Genomic DNA, 19,242 nt, shown 5'->3' with positions numbered 1-19,242 from the left:
GGTGGGGGTAACACTGATTTCTGACGGTTCTGACTACCCTTAAGGATAGTCGGGCGTTCCCGCTCCCCCGGTAGATTCGCCGGATGAGCGCAACTCCGGGCTGCGGCTAGCCCCGTAATTCGCACATGGGGTGCGGTGGGTCGGTGTCGTCGCGTGCGCCCTGGATCGGGTTAGCGCGTGCGCCGTGGGTCGATCTGGAGTAGGTGGAGGAGGCGTAGCTGGAGGGCGTCAGGCTGCGCTATTTCTGGTGTGGCGTCGGCGGTGGCGGTTCGCAGCCGTAGCGTGGCGAGGGCGGTGAAGATCAGGCCGGCGGTGGGTTTGGCGGGTCGGCCGGCGTAGAGGCCGTCGAGGTTGGTGGCGGGGGCGAGGTTGCGGCGGGCTTCGCGTTCGACGAGGCAGTAGATGAGCAGGGCGAGGCAGAGCACGCCGATGAGTGCGGCGATGCGCCGGTGGGTGTGCAGGAACATCGGCGCGGCGGCGAGGGGCCCCTTCAGGTCGTGGTAGCGGCGTTCGCTGGTGCCGGGCTGGTTTTTGTAGCGCGCCACCACGTCCGCGGCGGTGATGGTGGCGGGCAGGTTGGTCAGCAGCGCGTACCAGCCGTCGGTGGCGGCCTCGGCGTCGATGGCGGCCTGGTCGAAGTGCCAGTCGAGGGTCGTCGCGGGCGCGGTCGAGTTTTTTGGTGCGGGCGGCAGCGGCGCGGGCCGAGGAGTAGACGAACACCCGGCGCACCGCGTACGACGGGTCTTTCTTGCGGGGCCCGGTGATGGTCATGGTGTCCTCGACGACGCGGTAGCGGCCGCGCTGTTCGGCCGGGCGGGTGGTGTCGCGTTCGGCGATGTAGGGCACCGCACCGCCGGCGGCGGTGGCGGCGCCGGCCTGGATCTGCTTGAGATCGGGCCGGCGGTCCTTCGGATGACCGAACTCGGGCTGCGGGAAGTCGGTGTCACAGGCCGGGTAGTCGCCGTAGAGGCTGATCGAGGTCATGTCCCAGTGCAGTTGCGACACGTCGATGCCGTACGCCCCGATCGCGGCCGCCCCGACCGAGCCGGTCACCTGCTCGGCCACCGGCGCCAGCGCATCCAACGCCCGCGCGATGCGGTCGTCGTCGAGCACGCCCGGATCCAGGCCCAACGCGTGCTCGATGGCGAACTGGCGCGCCCACGCCGCCACGTGGATCATCGGCGACGGTGCGGTCAGCCGGTTGGCGATCAGCGCCTCGATCACCTGCCCGTGTGTGGCGTGGGCGATCTCGCGCGCCGGAACCGCCCGGTCGATGATGCCCGCGATGTCCAGCCGTCGGCACAACCCGGCCGCCACCGGCAACGCCCCCAGCACCTGCTCGGTGCTGGCCGGACCGTACCGAACCCGCACCGTCGCCTGCTGGCATGTCACACCATCATCTTGAATGATATAGGATTCAAGATGATGGTGACACGCCGGGGCGCAGAGGTTGAATCAGGGTCATGACGCACCAGACACCACGCCAGGCTCGGGTCCGCGAGATCCTCGCCGAGCTGGCCGCGATCGACTATGCCCTGCCTGGCAGCATCGTCCGGCGCACGACCAGCTGCGGCCGGCCCGGCTGTCACTGCCAAGCCGACCCGCCCGTCCTGCACGGCCCGTACCTGAGCTGGATCCGCAAGAGCGACGGCCAGGCCATCACCCGCAAGCTCACCCCCGAACAGGAGCAGCGCTACCGGCCCTGGTTCGACAACTCCCGCCGCCTGCACGAACTCATCACCGAACTCCAGGCGCTGTCGGTGCAAATCGCCGAGAACGCCGAGGGATGGCAGCACCGGCGACCATAGGATCCAGATGACGAGCCGACCCACCGCACCTCATGTGCGAATTACGGGGCTAGCACGATCTTGGCCCGGATCACCATGCGCTGCTCGGTGCGGCCGGCCCGGATCAGGCGTTTGAGTTCTCGTCGCTGCGACCCGGTCAAGGTGATGCGGTCGGCGGGTGGCATGTCGTCTGCTCCACGAGGCGTGAGATTCATAATTGCCACTTGAGCCTCATTCATCACGTGCGTTTCATTGCTCAGCGACACGCGATCGGGCACGATCGCTGACTATGCCCGCCCCGCCCGCATCAACGAAAACGTCGCTGCAGCAACGGCTGACTGCACACGCCCACCAACGGTGGCCCCAGCTCGACGGCGTCGACGTGCGCTTTCGCGGTGTTTTCGCCTACGTCAGCGCACGCCTGCCCGACGGCGACCGCCTACCGCTCATGCGGCTGCGCTACGGCGGATCAGCCGCCCGGTGGGGCTTCGCGATCTACCTCGCCAGCAAGGACGGCTACGAAGACTCGATTCTGCCGACCGGGTTCACCGCCGGCGCTCCCGAAGACGCACTCGACACAGCCTGCGGCCTCTACCTCGACGACCCAACCGCCTAAACCTGACCCCCGACGAACTTACGAGCGAAACCACTTAGTGACGAGGGTGAGGGTTGGTCGCTGACCTACCGGGAACTCGATGAGACGTCGAACGCGTCGGGTTGGCGAAGGTGGTGCAGGTCCGGGACAGTCTGTCGCTCTGCTGCTTTCGCGTTCGGCCGAGGCGATCCTGGCGGTGCTGAAAACCGGGGCACCGGGGACGAACAGGGCTTCATGTACCCGGTGAGACGATTGTTACCGGCACCCCCCTTCGATGGAGCAGAAAAATGACCTTTGACAATCCACCGCCGGCAACGGCGGCTGGCGACCACAAGCACAGGCTCCAAATCATCACGACCGCGCAGCGCGTCGCGAACGACGAATTCGACCCGCAGGCGCTGCAAGATCGGATGTACGGCGAGGGGGCGGAGGCTCCCGTCGTGGAGTCGCGCCGTGTGGTGCTGTGTCTGATGAAAAGCGCGGAGATCGAGGTAGTCGTGGCCGAACTCATGAACGAGTACGCCGACGACGATTCGTTCGTCGTCGAAGACGCGGGCACTTTCTATCGGCTGGAAAACGAAGAGGGCTTCGAGATCGACCTCGACGTGATGGAGCCGTTGATCGGGCATCGCTACGACGTGTGGGATTTCATTGTCAACGTATCGACTGCTATGGGCTCGACTGCTATGGGCCGCTCCTACAACGACGGCAACAAGTTCATCATCACCACGAAATTGATGGGCTGGGAGGAGGATCTTCCCCGGTATAACCGTGACGACGACGAAACCGACAAACCTGCGCGTTCCTACGAAAATTGAGGTGCCCACAGCTGGTGAGCACAGGCGTCGGTAACCGGCTACGTGGTCAGTGACGGCTGGTCGGTTTTGTGTTTGTCTATGCCGCGTCGGGTTCTCGAGGATGACGCGGTAGCCGAGTGCTTCGAGTTGTCGGACGGGGTTGGCTTTGATGTGTTCGGGCCGGCGTCGGGTGTAGTAGTCGGGTCCGGGGTCACGGTAGAACTTGCCGCCGGCCAGCATGTGCCACGCCGCGGTGACCATGGCGTGCTCGACGGCGACGATCGTTTTCATCGGTGCACGCCGTGCGGTGATACGGCGGAATTTCGCGCCGAAGAACGTGGTGTTGGCCGGTCGGGCCGCAGCCGATGCGGCGATGCCGACGGCTGCCTTGAGGCGCCTGTTGGCGGGGCGGGTCTTGGTTGATTTGACCCTGCCGGCGGATTCGTTGGCTCCGGGTGACATCCCGGCCCAGGAGGCGAGTTCGGCGGAGGTGGGGAACACGCTCATGTCCGCGCCGGTCTCGGCGGTGAACACCTCAGCGATCTTCGTCGACCAGCCCGGGATGCTGCACAGCAGCTCCCGGGCTCCCGTGAAAGGTGTCATTGCCTCCTCGATACGGGCCTCCGCCCTCGCCAATGCCAGGGTGTGCTGATCGATCAGATCCAGGTGCATCCGGATCAGGAACCCGTGATGCTCGGTGAACCGGCCGCCCAGCGCCTCGGTCAGCTCGGGGATCTTGCGGCGTAGTTTCCGTTTGGCGAGGTCGGCCATCGCCTCGGGGTCGCGGCAACCGCCGATCAACGCCTCTAGCATCGCCCGCCCCGATACTGCGGTGATGTCGCTGGGCGCCGACGACAGTTTGATCCCGGCGCTTTCCAGGACTTTCTCGATCTTCTGCACTAACCGGCCCCGTTCACGGGCCAGGGCGGTGCGGGCGCGGGTCAGATCCCGCAACTCACGGATCGGCGGCGGCGGGACGAACGACCCGCGAACCAGCCCGTGTGCGGCGAGGTCTGCCAGCCACGCCGCGTCGCTGACGTCTTCTCCGAACTAGACGATGATCAAGCTCGGGTCGTCGAAAGTGGCTGGTGGTCAGTGGTTTTGGTTGTGGTCAGGCCCGCTGCGGCTGACGCGTCCGGCGGCGTCGGAGAAAGTTGGTATGCCCAGGCGCACTGCAGTGTCGCGGCGGGTGGCGATCTGGTCCATCTGGGCGAGTTTGTCGCGGGCGCCGGCAAGGCTGACTTTGAGGCCCTCGGCCTCGCCGAACCAACGGTTCGTTTCGGCTTCGGCGAGGCGGTCCAGGAGGTTGTCGCGGATTTGGGTGAGGCGGCCGCGTTCGTCGGGGTCGGGTCGCAGCAGCGGGCAGCGCAGGCAGCTGTGTTCGTGGATGCAAGGTGTGGCGTAGGAGCGTCCGCAGTCGCCGACGGCGACCTTGCGGCGTTCGAAGTGGCCGAGGAAATCGGCCCATTCCTCGTCGCTGGGGGTTCGGTATTCCTCGCTGGGACGTTGCGCACGACGGCGGGCAATGAACGCCCGGTGTCCTGTGATGACTTCGTCGGGGTAGACCGCCTTGTATCCCATGGTGGTGTTGATGTCGCGGTGCCCGGCGACGAGTTGGGCGATGTGTGGCGGCATGCCGTGCATGATCGCGTCGGTGATGAACAACCGGCGGAAGTCGTGGAAGGTGTAGCGCAACGGACTGCCGGTCCTGTCGGTGATCCCGGTCGCGGTGAGTGCGTGGTCGAGGTAGCCGCGCGGCGACGTTTCGGAGACCGCGCGTATCTCGAGCCGCCGCCGCCATTGGAACAGCAGCGGCATGGGTGGGTTGTAGACGCGTTCGTTCTTGTCGTAGGACACCACCAGTGGGACGTCCGGTTGGTCCCCGCGGATGCGGGCGATGATGGTGGACAACACATCGGCCAGTTCCGGCGAGATCACCAACAACCGCTCCTGATCGGTCTTGGACGGGGTGATCTGCAGTAGCGGGATCAGCTCGCCGGTGGTCGGCAGCCGGTATTGGATCAGGCTGTGGTGAGACAGTTCTGTCAGTTCCTCGATCCGTATCCCGGTGTGCCGCAACACTTCTACCATAGCCCAGGTCCAGAATGCGCGGTGTTCTTCGAAGCTGACGTCACGTCGTTGCCCGCTGTCGGGATGTTCGGCCCAGATCCGTCCAGTCGTCGGAGTCTTCATCACCGAGCGGCGCAGAGTCAACCCGCCCGCGGTGAACAGCGCACCCGGGGCGGCACTGCGCGCGGCGTGCAGCACCGCGGCGGTGATGTCGCGTTCGCGTTGGACCCAGGCGGTCAGGGCCGGCAGTACCGGCAGCCGTTCTCGGGTCCGTTGGTCCACCCGAGACTTGCGCTGTGATCGGTCTTTCTTGTGGGAGACGTCGCTGGCGCTGACCGGGCAACGCACCGCCCACGGCGCCCAACGAGCCGGATCGTCGTCGGCCCACTCGGCGATGTCGAGGTAGAACGCCCTGACCGCCGTCATCACGCTGCGCCCGTCCAATCGGGCAGATACCTGCGTTTGTTTCCCGCCGTCACCGGTAGCGGTCGTCCTGGTTTTGGTCATCACCCGCTGCTTCCAGGCAGCGGCAACCTCGCGTGTCAGGCTCATCAGCGAGTCGATGCCAGGGTGATGGGCCTCCAGGTCCGCCCAGAACAGCTTGCCGAGCAGATACGCCAAACGTTGCAGCGTCGAGAAGTCCACCGAGGGCTGCCGCTCGCGCAGGTAGTCGACCAGCACGTCCCGCACCGGCCGACACTGGATCCGGTAGCGATCGATGAGCTGCTCGCAGCTGGGCTGTCCCCGGCCGGAGAACACCTGAATCGCCGCGGGAGTGTCCTCGCCCCAGTCGCCGCGAGCATGGAGCAGCTGATAGAACAGCGGGCTGCGGGCGTGCATGTCGTGTTGCTCAGACGCCGCGGCGATGGCGAGCAGTTCCAAGCAGTCCCCGACCCGCACGTCGCCGACCGTCCCTCCCTTCGCGGCCATGATCACCGCGATCCGGGTCAACGCCTGCTGGCCGACCTGCAAGCCCACGTCGCCCGCTGCGCACATCCTGTCGAGTTCAGCGAAGGTGGTGGTGTCGCGGGTGCGGGCCATCTCGACAGCAAGGTTGCGGCGGACCTGCGGTGAGGTCAGCATCCAACCCAGACTCGGTCGGATCACGTCGGCGCAGATCAACACCAGCAGACCGGGACTCAGGTGCGACGGCGGCTTCCCGGTGTGCACCGCGGCGCTGCGCAGGGACCCGGTCCGGCGCCCACCAGGTCCCGCCAGTCCCGCTGATCTTCTGCACCGCTGGAGCGCCACCGACCCTGCCACGTATCGCCGGGCTGAGCCTGCAGCCAACTCACCACGGACAACACAGCCAACCGCCGCTTCTGTTGACTACCCGCATGATTCAACGCGAACGGCGGCGTCAGCAGCTTGCTCAGGACCTCCGACCGACCGGCCTCGGTCGCTGGCCACGACAACCTCGGCGACCGCGGCGACCGCGGCGGAAACCGGGACAACATCTGCGCCCCGGTAACGGCCGGGGCAGGTGCTGCCGCTATCGGGGCAGCCGTCTGCTGCTGCGGCAGGGTTTGCAAGCTTTCAGCGGGGTTCACACGGCGTCCTTACCGAATAACATCTGAAGGCTCTCGGCGCGGTATCCAGCCGCCGGCGGCGACACCGGTCCGTGTTCGGCTCGGCGGGCGTGGAAGGCCAACACGCCCTCGATCACGTCCTGGGCCAGCGGGTTGAGATAGCGCTGCGTGGTCGAAAGATGGGCGTGACCCATCACCCATTGCACGTCGCAGAGAGAGACCTGCGGATCCCGAGCCATCCGATACGCCGCGGTGTGGCGAAGATCGTGCAGCGACCAATTCGCCCCCAGCGTGGCGTTGGCGCGGGTGAACATCAACCTGGCAGCGTCATGACGCCGTGGCGGCGCGCGTTGGTGTTCACGGTGACGGCGGCAGTCGGGCGCGCGAGAGCAAAGCCCGACCCCGTAGATCGAGCCGCAGGGCGAATCAGCCCGGTGCCGCCAGAAGCCTGCCTCCGGTGTGTAGGCCGATGAGAGTCCACAGGGGTTCATTGATGTCCAACCGCCGCTGCGTCCACCAGGCCGCGGCAGCCAGCATGGTGAGCGCGTCGCGCAACGGGTTGCCGGCCGCGGTCAGCTGATTGAACGCGTCGGCGTTAAGCCGGATCAGTTGCTGGGCGCCGCACTGCCATAGCCGTGTCAGATGAGCATGGTCGCGTCCGCGGCGCAGCCAGCGACGCACAGTCGATGGTGAGCGCCCCAGCGCGGTGGCGATCCGCCGATGCCCCATACCTGCGGCTTTGTTGGCCAGCGCGGTGCCGATCACTTCGGTGGCATCCGCGCGGTGTGGCTGCAACGACGCCGGCAGCAGGACATGGGTGGTTTGGCAGGTGCCGCAGCGCACCCGCCGGGGCCGCACGTTGATCACCTGTGTGCCGAGGCCGCGGACGTGCCGGCGGCGACCGTAGCCCCACCGCTGCAGGGTGCCGCCGCAGCCGCGGTGAGGACAGACCAGCTGGCCCTCGGCCACGGCCTGCTCTCCGGATTCGACGGTGCGGACGACGATCATCGCCTGCTTGGACGCACATGAGTCACCGGCGTGGTCTACCACGTCCTGGCCGGGAAGGGGCCAACTGGTGTTGATACCGACCGGACCGGAATCGGTTCTGCCCCAGCAAGTCCCCTCGGATCGACACCGTCACCATGACCACCAAAGCCATACCAGCCACCGGTCGGTTCCTCGGCAGACCCTGATCGTCGTCATCATGCCGCCGGAGATGAACCGTCTACTCGTCCTCACCGGCTGGGTGGACAGCTCCACGCCGGGTACAACGGCGTACCCGAACTCCTCATCCCAGCGACCAGATTTTCGGAGGAACCCGGCGAGCGTCTGCTCGACGAACCACGGCTCCGAAAGCGGCTCGGTGACCTGGACCTCGACCCGGCATGCGATCCCGAAACCGACCTCTTCGAGCTTGCCGCCGAGGGCGCGGACACGTCGATCGTCGGAAGCTTCGGCAACGGGTTGGAGCAGGGGTGAAGATCGAGGGTTGCTTGGGCGGTCGCGAACCGAGGGAACATGCCCCGGTCGATGATGCCCAGGCCGATGCCGTCCCGGCGGCGCCGGTCGATCTCATAGAACAGGTAGGGATTGGTTAGGAGTTCCGCATCGGCCACGGTGGACGCGTCGATGGTGCGCGTAGCGGCACTATACAGTTGACTCACAGGCTCAGCAGCACCACAAAGCGACCGGGATCGACCGCGATACGCACCACCACATCCTGCGCGACCCGACCCCCCGTCAACGCGAGATCAGGGAAAAATTTTCAACCTCCACGGAGGACGGCGAAGCCGCCCTGGGGCTGTTGACTCGCGCATGAACCCGCCGCGCTCAAACACGCAGGGCGGGACCCGGTCCCGGGACAGATCAATCCACGACAGCCCGCTGTCCTCGGCTTCGATCTCGGAGTTCTTCTTTTCCTTGATGTTCTTCAGCACGGAGCAGAAGTGGTTCCTTCCAGGGTTCCCACACACCCGGCCGGTCCAGTCGGTGTCGTGCCACGGCACCCTGACGGAGAGATGCGCGGGCGGGGCGCTGCTCACCGTCTACCAGGCGATCCGCCGGGCCGTGCTCACAGCGGTCGAATCCCGACCCGGCGACCGACCCCTCGCCGACGTGCTCCCACCGCGGCGACCAGGCACCAGCGTGCGCAAGGTCAAATCCCCACTGCCGCGCTACAACAAAAAAGAGCCCTACCGGCCCGAACCCAGCACGCCCATCACCAGCATCGCCTCAATCAGCGGCGTGGAAGCGAAAAACGCGACACGCGAACCGCGATCGTTGACAACCGACCTTGGTCCTTAACTACCCGGCATCGAGCGCAGCCCAGGATTCGATGATCACCCGCGCGATCGATACCGATCCGGGTAGCAGCAGCGGCGCGTCCGCGGCGCTGCTCCAATCACCAAGCGCCAGCGCGGCGCGCACCTCGTCGCGGGCGAACCAGGCCGCCTCGGCGATCTCCCCGTCGTTGAAGGAGAACTCCTGGTCGGGATCGCCGATCGCGTGAAAGCCGACCATCAGCGAGCGCGGGAACGGCCACGGCTGGCTGCCCAGATAGCGCACGTCGCGGACCGACAAGCCGACTTCTTCGCGGATTTCCCGCGCGACACACGTTTCGAACGACTCGCCGGCTTCGACGAAGCCGGCCAGCAGCGAGAACATCCGTTGCGGCCACACCGTTTGACGGGCCAGCACCGCCCGGTCGCCGCCATCATGCACCAGGCAGATCATTGCCGGGTCGATGCGCGGGAATTCCTCGTCACCGGTGACGGGATTGACCCTGGCCCAGCCGGCCCTGGCCGGCTTGGTAGGCGAACCGTCCACCGAGCTGAACCGGGCACTGGCATGCCAGTTCAGCAGCGCTGCGGCCGACGACACCAGCTGTGCGCCGACGTCGTCGAAGAGCTGGCCTGCCCGGCGCAGATCGGCCACTACGGTTGACAGGTTCGGATCGTCGGGTGGTTCCAGTGGGCCGCGGACCGCCCACACTTGTCGACCATCTTCGATGCGGCCCAAAAACACCGCATCCGGCGGTGGCTTGTCGGCCAATGCCTTCGCGCTGCCCAGCACCACCCGGCCGTCGGCGACCAACACCTGATTGCGCGAGTCCAGCCGTAGCAGAGCGGCTTCGGGCCAGCCCTCAGCGGCCGCATTGACGTCGGTTCGCACGGCATCGGCGCGGTCGGCGCCGATGCGCGACAGCAACGGCACGCTTTGCAACTGAAAGTCCATCTGCTACACCCTCCTGTGGCGACACGCTGCGCCCGGCTCCGCCGCGCTTGCGATCGCCACGCTCACGTGCTCGGACTGCGCACATACAGCAGCCGGTCGCCGGCCTCGATGGCGTCGACCTCGGGTGCGTCGACCCGCAGCAACTGGCCGTCGCGCACCACCCCGAGCACGATTTCGGACAGATGCCGCGGAGAGCCGCCGACCTCGCTTTGCTCAACGTCCCGCTCGACAATGGCGAATCCCTCGGCCGGCGTCAGCAGGTCTTCGATCATCGCCACCACGCTGGGCGTGGTGGTGGCCACGCCCAGTAGCCGGCCCGCCGTCTCCGAGGAGACGATCACCGCGTCCGCGCCGGATTGCTTTAGCAGATGCTGGTTTTCGGCCTCCCGAATCGACGCCACGATTTTGACATTGGGCGCGATTTCACGGGCGGTCAGCGTGACCAGCACCGCGGTGTCGTCGCGGCTGGTCGCGATGACGATCGCCGACGCGTGCTGGACAGCCGCCAGACGCAGCACATCGGATTTGGTCGCGTCGCCGTGCACGGTGACCAGGCCGGCGTTGGAGGCGTGGCCGAGGGCGGTCGTGTCGGTGTCGACGACAATGACGTCCTTGGGACTGTTTTCGTCATCGAGAATCGCGGCGACGGCGGTTTTGCCTTTGGTGCCGTAGCCGACCACGACGGTATGGTTGCGCACTCTGCTCCTCCAACGCTGAATCTTCCACGCTTGCCGGGACCGTTCGGTGAGCACCTGAAGCGTCGTACCAACCAACACGACGATGAACAGGATCCGCAGCGGGGTGATGATCAGGATGTTGGTGAGCCGGGCGGACTCCGAGTACGGGGTGACGTCGCCGTAGCCGGTGGTCGTCAGCGACACCGTCGCGAAATATACACAGTCCAGAAGCGACATCCGGTCCCCACGGACGTCTACGTATCCGCCCCGGGTGAGGTAGACGGTGATCACCGCGACCAGTAGCGCGAGCAGTGCGATCAACACTCGCCGCCAGATGGCGCGCACCGGGCCGATCGGCAGTTCCGGAACCCGCAGCACTCCGACCAGCGCATACGCCGGGCGCTTGGTCAGCGTCTGGTCGAGATCGCCCGGCCGCCGACTAGTTTTGGCCACAGTTCGTCGGCTCGAGCGGGCGCACGACACAATGTAACCATGACCGCCACCACACCAATAGCTCAGCGTGGCGCCAGCCAGGCAGCCGCATACTGGATGGCGGCGCTGCTGCTCGGCGTCGGCGCCGTCCACTTTTTGGCGCCGAAACCGTTCGACGAGATCGTCCGCGCCGAGCTGCCCGGCAGTCCGCGGCTCTATACCTATGTTTGCGGTGTCGCCGAGGTTACGATCGGCGCCCTGCTGCTGGCCCGACGGACTCGGCGCAACGCTGCACTGGCGGCCGCGGCATTGTTCGTCGGTGTGTTCCCGGCGAACGTCAACATGGTTCGACTGTGGTGGGACAAGCCATGCCCGATGCGCATCGCCGCGCTGGCCCGGCTGCCGTTGCAATCCCGATGATCGCCGAGGCGTTCAAGGTACGCCGCAACGCCTAACCGGCGGGCTGGGCCAGGAGCGCGGCCAGCTCGTCGGGCCCCGGCAGCACGTCGGGGACGACGGTGACGCCAGGGCGCACGTAATGAAACGCAGTGCGCACCAATGATTCCGGGCATCCGCGTAGCGCAGCCCAGGCCAGCCGGTAGACGCCGAGCTGGATGGCGGCGTGTCGGGCGGCCTCCGGCGCCCGCGGGGGCTCACCGGTCTTCCAGTCCACCACGGTGGCGCCGCCGTCGGGGTCGGCGAAAACCGCGTCGATGCGGCCACGCACCACGGTGTCGCCGATGGCCATTTCGAACGGCACCTCGACGTCCACCGGCGTCCGAGAAGCCCACGGTGACGCGAGGAACGCCGCCTGCAGCGTGGCCAGCTCATCGGCATCGGGCTGCGTAGTGTCGGTGTCCGCCGCGCCCGGCAGGTCGGTGAGGTCGAAGAGCCGCTCGGCACCGTAGAACCGCTGGACCCACTCGTGAAATGCGTTGCCCAGCAATGCGTGCGGGTCTGGTCGCATCGGGAGCCGGCGCGTCAGCCGCTGTGCCGCGTGCTTCGGCTCGCGGGCCAAGTCCACCAGGCTGCTGACCGACAGTTGGCTCGGCAGCGTTGGCGCCGGCTGGTGTGCGGCGCGGGCACGCTCGCGCAGCAGTGCATCGACGTCGGCGGCCCAACATTCGGTGTCGGCGTCGGCCGGCGGCGGTGGTGCATGCGCCGACATCGCCGCGGCTACCAGGGCGGCCCCGCGCTGCACGTCGGCGCTGCGTCCGTCCAGCGGATCGACCGGCCACACCGCCTCATGAATGCTGTCGCGCAGGGGGTTTCGGTCGCCATCGGCCGGCGTTGGCGCCCACTGCTCGATCACACCGCATGGTTCGCCGGCGGCGGCCGACCGGTCGATGATGTCTTTGAGCTCAGTCAGGAAATTTGACGGGCCGCGCGGCTTGATCCCGGTGGCGCCCCAATGGTGACCGGACAGCAGCAGGGTGTCTTCGGCGCGGGTGATGGCCACGTAAAGCAGCCTGCGTTCCTCGTCGAGGCGACGCTGCTCAAGCTGGCGACGATGCGCGGATATCTTGTCGGACAGCTGCTTTCGATCGGTCACGTCCGACGTGTCCAGCACCGGGACGCCGTGCGCACCCGCCGACGCGCGATCGCCGCGCAGCAGCGGCGGCAGGTCCGCGGCGTCGGTCAGCCAGGTGCGCGCCTGCGCGGTCGACGGGAACACTCCCGCCGACAGGTGAGGCACGGCGACCAGCTGCCATTCCAAACCCTTAGCGGCGTGCACGGTCAGCACCTGCACCCGATTGTGGGCGACGACGCTCTGGGCCGGGGGCAAGCCGTTCTCGACGACAGTGGCCGCATCCAGGTAGGCCAGCAAACCGTCGAGACAGGCCGCGGTCGCCGCCTCGGCGTAGCGGCTGACCACGTCGGCGAAGGCGTCCAGCTGCTCGGCGCCCGACCACCCTGACGCGGCGGGCATCGCCGCCCTGACCTCACAGTCGACGCCGAGCAGCCTGCGCACCTCGGCGACCAGGTCGGGAAGTGGATGGCCGAGATGGCCGCGCAGCACGCTCAACTCCTCGGCGAGTGCAACGATGCGCCGATACCCGACCACCGAATACTCGCTCGCCGGCCCCGGGTCGGCGACAGCGTCGGCCAGGCCCGCGGCCTCAGCCTCCGGCCCGGCCGCCTCGGCGATCCGCTCGGCGGTATCACCGCTGCGCGCTGCAGGCCCGCCGTCTATCGCCACGGCGCGGCGCCACAGCGCGGCGATGTCGCGGGCTGCGAGCCGCCACCGGGGACCGGTGAGAACCCGCATTGCGGCTGTACCGGCACTCGGGTCGGCAACCAGCCGCAGCATCGCGACCACGTCGGCGACCTCGGGCACCGACAGCAATCCGGCCAGCCCGACGACCTCCACCGGGACGCCGCGCGCGCGCAGCGCGGCCGCCATCGGTGCGGCATCGGCGTTGCGCCGCACCAAGATCGCGGCGGTCGGGGGTGCGACACCGTCGTCGGCGGCCCGCTGATAGCGCCGATGCAGATGATCGGCGACCCACTCCCGCTCGGCCTGCACGTCAGCCAGCAGCGCGCAGCAGACGGTGCCGGGCCCAGCACCGGGGCGAGAACGAAGCGCGCGCACCGCCACCGATCGTCGCCGCGCGTCCGCCGCCACGGCGTTGGCCACGCGCAGTGTGCGCGGGGGATTGCGCCAGCTGGTTAGCAGTTCGAGTACCGGCGCCGGGCTGCCGTCGGTTCGCGGGAAGTCGGTGCTGAACCGGGGCAGGTTGGTCGCCGAGGCGCCACGCCACCCATAGATCGATTGGATTGGGTCGCCGACGGCGGTCAGCGCCAACTGATCGTCGACTCCCCCGCCGAACAGCGACGACAACAGCATCCGTTGGGCAAATCCGGTGTCTTGGTATTCGTCGAGCAACACCACCCGGTAGCGCCCGCGCAGTTGCTCGCCGACCTTCGGGACGGCGGTTGCCAGGCGCGCGGCGTAAGCCATTTGCATGCCGAAGTCCATCACCTTCTCGGCCCGCATCCGGCGGTGCAAGGCGTCGATGAGCGGCACCAGCTCCGCACGCTCGGCCTGGGTGGCCAGCATCCGTAGCAGCCACTGACTGGGTCCGCCGCGTTGGTAGCGGCCCGCAGGCAGGGTGTGCACGAGCCGTTCGAGCTCGAGATGCGTATCGCGCAGCTGATCGGTGTCGACCAAGTGCTCGGCGAGTTGACCCGACAGCCGCAGCACCATCGAGGTGACCGCGGCCGGGGCCTTGTCGGTGTTCAGCTCCCCGGGATATCCGTTGACGACATCGAACGCCAGCTGCCACAGTTCGGTCTCGTCGAGCAGCCGGGTGTCCGGCTCGACGGGCTGTGCGCGCTTTGCCGCGTCCGCGGACATCAGGCCGTAGTCGCGCAGCAGCTGGCCGGCGAAAGCGTGATAGGTGCTCACGACTGGGGCGCCGGCGGGTTCACCCGGTGGCGGGCCCGGCCGGCTGCCGATTGTCAATCCGGTGCCGCCCAGCCGGGACAGGCGGGATCGGACCCGTCGCAGCAGCTGACCGGCGGCCTTGCGGGTGAAGGTCAGACCCAGTACCTGGCCGGGTTCGGCGTAGCCGTTGGCGACCAGCCACACCACCCGCGCCGCCATTGTCTCGGTTTTGCCGGCGCCGGCCCCCGCGATGACCACCAGCGGCCCGGGCGGCGCAGCGATAACCGCCGCCTGCTCCGCACTCGGCGCGAAAAGACCTAATGCAGAGGCTAATTCGGCGGGAGTGTAGCGAGCTGCAACCGATGTCGTCATACCGCCCCCTCGGTGCCGGCGTGAGCCGGGCAGCTCGGCCGCAGCGCACAGTGCGCACAACCGTCGTTGATCCGGGCGATGAATTGCGGCCCGGCCGTCGCCTCGGCAGCCTCCCGGACGAGGTTGCGCCACTCGGCGCGCGCCTCGGGCGTCAACGGGTCCTGGTCGCGTTCAGTCGCGCCGCCCGGTCCGGTGCGGCCCAGATAGACCAATCGCGCGCCGCCCGGCTCCTCGCCGTGCGCTACCAGACCCTCGGCCACCGCCAGCTGGTAAGCGGCGAGCTGCGCATGTCGTTGCGCATCATCCTTGCTGACGGGCGTCTTGCCGGTCTTGACGTCGACGATCACCAGCCGGCCGGCCGCGTCGCGTTCGATCCGATCAACCCGGCCGCGCAGCCGCACACTGGCACCGCCGCGGCCGTCGAGCACGCCGTCGACGTCGACTTCTACCCCGACCTCGGTCAGCTCGCTACGCGTCCGCGCCCGCCACGCTAAGAACGTCTGGATCATCGCGCGATGCCGGGTCAATTCGTTGGCTGAATACCAACGGGATTCGAAGGGCAGATGCTGCCAGGCCCGTTCCAAGGCGGCCAGCAGCTGCGACTCGCTGCCTGCCGATTCGGCGATCAGCGCATGCAGCATCGAACCGATCGTTGAGCGCAGGTCGCGGGCGTCGGTTCCGCCGTGGCGTTCGACCAGCCAGCGCAGCGGGCAGTCGGTCAGCATCTGCAGGCTCGACGGAGTCAGCGTGATCACGTGATCGTCTCCGCTCCGCAACGGTTCGGTGCTGCTGAGCGGCGTCATGCCGTACCATCCGGCCGGGTCTGCACCTGGCACGCCTGCCGCGGCAAGGCGGGCCAATTGCGTTGCCGCACAGGAGCGTAGCGCGTCGCTCACCGCGTCCTGCGGTGCGCACACCACTCCGCGCAGCCGGCCCACCACCGCCACCGTCGAGAGCACCCGCGGCGCCGTGACCGGTTGCAGCCGGTCGCTGCCATCGACTAAAGCAACATCGGCGCCGCCGGTGTCCCATTGCGCGATCTCGGAGAAGAACGGCGACGGCAAGGCCGCCTCACCGCCGTCGCTTGCCTCCCCGCCCACGGCCGTGACCAGCAACCGATTCCGCGCCCGGCCCATCGCGGCCACCAATAGTCGCCGCTCCTCGGCGAGCAGCGGTGCGCGCATCGACGCGTTCTCGGTGATCCCGTCCAGGACGTCGAGCAGCCGTTGGGTGCCGAGCACGCCGCCGCGTGGAATCGTGTTGGGCCACAAGCCTTCCTGCAGGCCGGCGATGACCACCAGGTCCCACTCGTGGCCGAGCGCCGCGTGCGCACTGAGCACCCTGACCTGCTCAGCCGCGGCCGTAGGTCCGCCACCGGCCGCGGGCATCGGCAACGCGGCCAGGTGGTCGATCAACCCGGGCAGCGACGCGCCGGCAGTACGGGACAGGTATCGGTCAGTGGCGTCGAACAGAGCCGTCACTGCGTCGAGGTCTCGGCCGGCCTGAGCGCCAACCGGTCCGCCCCGCTCACACGCGGCCAGCCAGCGTCGTTGCAAACCTGAGCGGTGCCAGGCCGCCCAGAGGGTATAGCGCGGGTCTTGGCCGCGCGCATGAGAGCGCGCGGCGGCGTCCAGCACCGCGCGTACCCGCCGCAGCGGCCGGGCCTGCGTCGGGGTCAGCCGGGACAATCCCCCGTCGCCAAGGGCATTCACCAACAGGTCGGCGAATTCGCTTGGCGGCCCGCTCACTTCGGTGCGACGCAGCGCCCGTCGCAGCTGACCCAGTGAAACCGGGTCGACCCGTCCGATCGGCCCGGTAAGCAGTGTCAGCGCACGCTCACCGTCCAGCCCGTCGGCGGCGGCGGTCAGCACCGTCAGCAGCGCCTGCGGCGCGGGCTGCTCGGCCAGCGATCCCGAGACCGTCGGCGCGGCGACCGGCACTCCGGCGCGCATCAACGCGAGCGACAACCCCGCGGCGGCGCGCGGAACCGACCTGACGATGACCGCCATCTGCGACCACGGCACTCCCTCAACCAGGTGCGCGCGACGTAAAGAATCGGCGATCAGCGCCGCCTCCGCGCCCCCGGACGCCGCCAGCCTCACCGCCACCGATCCGGAATCGCCTTCAGCTCCTTCGATTTCACAACCGCCTGAAAGGCGACCGGCGATGCCTGAGATAGCCCGGGCGACCGCTGGGGCGCAGCGGTGTGATGTCGTCAGCGCCACCGACGGCGCGTCGTCGCCCAGCAAAGCTGCCGGCTCGGCGCCGCGGAAGCCGAATACCGCCTGGGAAGGGTCACCGGCGAGCAGCGTCAACTCCGCGCCGGCAGCCAGCATCCGCACCAACAGTGCTGCTTGCGGGTCGAGTTGCTGCGCGTCGTCAACCAGCAGAACACCGATCCGGGCGCGTTCGGCGGCCAGCAACTCGGGATCGACCGCGAACGCCTCGAGCGCCGCTCCGACCAATTCGGCAGCTCCGACGGCCAGCGTGGTCGCCCGCGGCGCAGCCGTCCCGACGGCGGCGCGTAGCAGCATCACTTGCTCGTAGTTGTGCGCGAACTGGCCCGCGGCCACCCATTCCGTGCGACCGCACAGCCGGCCCAGCCGCTGCAGCTGCTGCGGGTCGACACCGCGTTCGGCGCAGCGGGTCAGCAGCTCGCGCAGTTCGGCGGCGAACCCCGCGGTGCCCAGCGCGGCCCGCAGCTGCGCCGGCCACGCCGTGGTCGCATCGGCGCCGTCCGCCATGTCGCCGGCGAGCAACTCGGCGATGATCTCGTCTTGTTCCGCCGATGTGACCAGCCGAGGCGGCGGAGCGCCGGCGCGCTGTGCTGCCAGCCGCAGCACGGCGAACGCGTAGCTGTGCACGCTGCGCACCAGCGGTTCGCGGATCACCGCGCGGCACGGACCGGCCTGCTGCGAGCGCAGCAACGTCGCCGTCAACGTACTGCGAGCACTCACCCCGATTCGGCCCGAACCCGTGAGCAGCAGCACCGATTCCGGATCGGCGCCCGCGGCGATGCGCGCCGCCGCGGCGTGGATCAACAGGCAGCTCTTGCCGGTCCCCGGTCCGCCCAGCACTCGCACAACGCCGCGCAGCCCGGGATCGAGCACAGCGCGCGCCTCGGGATCCCAGCGGTAAGACATAGCCGCATGACACCACACGGGTCCGACAAGTCCGCCGGCCGGCGACGATGCGGGGTGTGCGACGCGAATGTAGGTAGCGGGAGTTGAGGCTGGCCGGAAGTGCAGTCTGGTTGCGTATCACACAATCAGACAGGAGGCGCGGGTGGGCGACGAGTCGCTGGAGGATCTGGAACAGCAGCGGGCGCGACTGTATGACCAGTTGGCCCGCCCCGCTCTCACTGTTCGGGCAGCTGGGCGGGTGCCGGTATCGGGTGGCGGCTAGCGCGTAGCTGTCGGGAAACGTCTCCACGACGACGCTCACACGTACTGCACCCGGTCGATGCCTTCCAGCGCCTCGCCATAGATCGGATCGGGAGTCCAGTGCCGTAATTCCTCGGCGAGGCATTCGGGGGTGTCCCTGCGCGCCAACGGGAGCTGGGCGTCGGGCTTTCCGGTCCGGCTCAATGTCACCGTCACGCTGTGCTGTGGCCGGCTCAGCGTCATCGTTTCGGTGGGGCGCACCAGCTCGACCTTCAGGTCGCCCACCGCTCGCCGCACCGGCCCGTCGGTTCGGCTGGCCAGCCAGCCCGCCAACACGTCCAGGGCCGGCTCGGTCCGCAGCCCGGACACCAGCGCCGAAATGATCGGCTCGTGCGGCGGCTGGTCCATCGCCGAGGCCAGCAGCGCGCGCCAGTAGGTGATCCGGCTCCACGCCAGATCGGTGTCGCCGGGCATGTACCCGGGCAGCCGGCTCGTGATCGCCGACAACGGGTCGGCGCCGTTGGTCGCGTCGGTGATACGCCGGCTCGCGAGCTTGCCCAACGGGTCGCGAGCAGGCGCTGCCGGTGCATTCTCCGGCCACCACACCGCCACCGGCAAGTCCGGCAACAAGAAGCGCAGCACGACGCTGCCGGCGTGCTCGGTGACCGGCCCGGACAGCGCCAGCACCACCACCTCGGCCGCAGCGGTGTCGCCGCCGGTGCGCAATTGAGCGTCGAGCCGCGGGTCAGCTGCGCTGCGGTCGCCAATCCGCACCGCGATGATCCTGCTGGGATGCTCATGGCTGGCGGCAGTCGCGGCCTGGATGGACTCCTCGAGCATCGCGTCGCGTTCCGGCGCGATGACCAGCGTGAGGATGCGGCCCATCCTGGCCACGCCGACCTTCTCCCGTAACTCTTTGAGCTTGTCGCTGATCGCGGCGGTGCGGGTGTCCGGCAGGTCGATGATCATCGGCGTCGC

General features: G+C 68.2%; 14 protein-coding genes and 3 pseudogenes. 5 read left to right on the top strand and 12 right to left on the bottom strand.

Annotated elements, in window-relative coordinates:
* Positions 1–228: 228 nt before the first annotated feature.
* On the bottom strand, positions 229–1,392 hold the full coding sequence (locus M5I08_RS09480) for a DUF4277 domain-containing protein (protein ID WP_219066386.1): 1,164 nt from the start codon (positions 1,390–1,392) through the stop codon (positions 229–231).
* A gap of 71 nt (positions 1,393–1,463) precedes the next feature.
* Between M5I08_RS09480 and M5I08_RS09475 the strand changes: the two genes are divergently transcribed.
* Positions 1,464–1,808 carry a DUF6788 family protein gene (locus M5I08_RS09475; protein WP_219066385.1) on the top strand — a complete coding sequence of 115 codons (345 nt, stop codon included), beginning with the start codon at positions 1,464–1,466 and terminating at the stop codon, positions 1,806–1,808.
* A gap of 41 nt (positions 1,809–1,849) precedes the next feature.
* Here the strand turns inward: M5I08_RS09475 and M5I08_RS09470 are convergent, their stop codons facing one another.
* Complete coding sequence (locus M5I08_RS09470; protein WP_249763217.1) at positions 1,850–2,002, bottom strand: hypothetical protein; 153 nt, start codon at positions 2,000–2,002, stop codon at positions 1,850–1,852.
* A 74-nt stretch (positions 2,003–2,076) separates the two neighbouring features.
* Here M5I08_RS09470 and M5I08_RS09465 point away from each other — a divergent pair, with 74 nt between their 5' ends.
* Together M5I08_RS09465 and M5I08_RS26685 are read left to right on the top strand one after the other, a co-directional pair.
* Positions 2,077–2,403 (top strand): hypothetical protein, encoded by a 327-nt coding sequence (locus tag M5I08_RS09465; RefSeq protein WP_219066384.1) that lies wholly within the window; start codon positions 2,077–2,079, stop codon positions 2,401–2,403.
* 266 nt (positions 2,404–2,669) lie between these two features.
* Entirely contained in the window at positions 2,670–3,200 is a 531-nt protein-coding gene (locus M5I08_RS26685) for an MmoB/DmpM family protein (protein ID WP_219066383.1), read from the top strand.
* 93 nt (positions 3,201–3,293) lie between these two features.
* On the opposite strand, the pseudogene M5I08_RS09455 reads toward M5I08_RS26685, so the two are convergent.
* The 5 genes and pseudogenes from M5I08_RS09455 to M5I08_RS09435 form a co-directional block, all read right to left on the bottom strand.
* Positions 3,294–4,220 (bottom strand): annotated as a pseudogene (locus tag M5I08_RS09455) (IS110 family RNA-guided transposase); the annotation flags it as partial.
* A gap of 51 nt (positions 4,221–4,271) precedes the next feature.
* Positions 4,272–6,419: a tyrosine-type recombinase/integrase gene (locus M5I08_RS09450; RefSeq protein WP_249763216.1), complete on the bottom strand. Its 2,148-nt coding sequence runs from the start codon at positions 6,417–6,419 to the stop codon at positions 4,272–4,274.
* A 376-nt stretch (positions 6,420–6,795) separates the two neighbouring features.
* On the bottom strand, positions 6,796–7,092 hold the full coding sequence (locus M5I08_RS09445) for a site-specific integrase (RefSeq protein WP_249763332.1): 297 nt from the start codon (positions 7,090–7,092) through the stop codon (positions 6,796–6,798).
* Positions 7,093–7,204: 112 nt separating this feature from the next.
* The gene (locus M5I08_RS09440; RefSeq protein ID WP_249763331.1) at positions 7,205–7,507 is read right to left on the bottom strand and encodes a helix-turn-helix domain-containing protein; all 303 of its coding nucleotides are present in this window, start codon (positions 7,505–7,507) and stop codon (positions 7,205–7,207) included.
* Positions 7,508–7,786: pseudogene (locus M5I08_RS09435) on the bottom strand (DUF6431 domain-containing protein); the annotation flags it as partial.
* 807 nt (positions 7,787–8,593) lie between these two features.
* Between M5I08_RS09435 and M5I08_RS09430 the strand changes: the two are divergent.
* A complete protein-coding gene (locus M5I08_RS09430) occupies positions 8,594–9,082 on the top strand; it encodes a hypothetical protein (protein ID WP_219069663.1) in 489 nt (162 codons plus the stop codon).
* Here the strand turns inward: M5I08_RS09430 and nudC are convergent, their stop codons facing one another.
* Positions 9,083–10,012 carry an NAD(+) diphosphatase gene (nudC, locus tag M5I08_RS09425; protein ID WP_219069665.1) on the bottom strand — a complete coding sequence of 310 codons (930 nt, stop codon included), beginning with the start codon at positions 10,010–10,012 and terminating at the stop codon, positions 9,083–9,085.
* Between the two features lie 62 nt (positions 10,013–10,074).
* Entirely contained in the window at positions 10,075–11,142 is a 1,068-nt protein-coding gene (locus M5I08_RS09420) for a potassium channel family protein (protein ID WP_219069667.1), read from the bottom strand.
* A 39-nt stretch (positions 11,143–11,181) separates the two neighbouring features.
* Here M5I08_RS09420 and M5I08_RS09415 point away from each other — a divergent pair.
* Positions 11,182–11,576, top strand: a pseudogene (locus M5I08_RS09415) (DoxX family protein).
* On the opposite strand, the gene M5I08_RS09410 reads toward M5I08_RS09415, so the two are convergent.
* From M5I08_RS09410 to opcA, 3 genes are all read right to left on the bottom strand, one after another.
* Entirely contained in the window at positions 11,573–14,881 is a 3,309-nt protein-coding gene (locus M5I08_RS09410) for an ATP-dependent helicase (RefSeq protein WP_219069669.1), read from the bottom strand. The pseudogene M5I08_RS09415 and the gene M5I08_RS09410 sit on opposite strands and share 4 nt — an antisense overlap.
* Complete coding sequence (locus tag M5I08_RS09405; RefSeq protein ID WP_219069671.1) at positions 14,878–18,024, bottom strand: ATP-dependent helicase; 3,147 nt, start codon at positions 18,022–18,024, stop codon at positions 14,878–14,880. The genes M5I08_RS09410 and M5I08_RS09405 overlap by 4 nt, the downstream gene beginning before the upstream one ends.
* A gap of 297 nt (positions 18,025–18,321) precedes the next feature.
* Positions 18,322–19,233 (bottom strand): glucose-6-phosphate dehydrogenase assembly protein OpcA, encoded by a 912-nt coding sequence (gene opcA / locus M5I08_RS09400; RefSeq protein WP_219069673.1) that lies wholly within the window; start codon positions 19,231–19,233, stop codon positions 18,322–18,324.
* Between the last annotated feature and the right edge of the window lie 9 nt (positions 19,234–19,242).

Source organism: Candidatus Mycobacterium methanotrophicum (assembly GCF_023515995.1).
Lineage (GTDB): Bacteria > Actinomycetota > Actinomycetes > Mycobacteriales > Mycobacteriaceae > Mycobacterium > Mycobacterium methanotrophicum.
The sequence above is the reverse complement of the archived record's forward strand: the minus strand, read 5'-3'. Positions and strand labels throughout refer to the sequence as shown.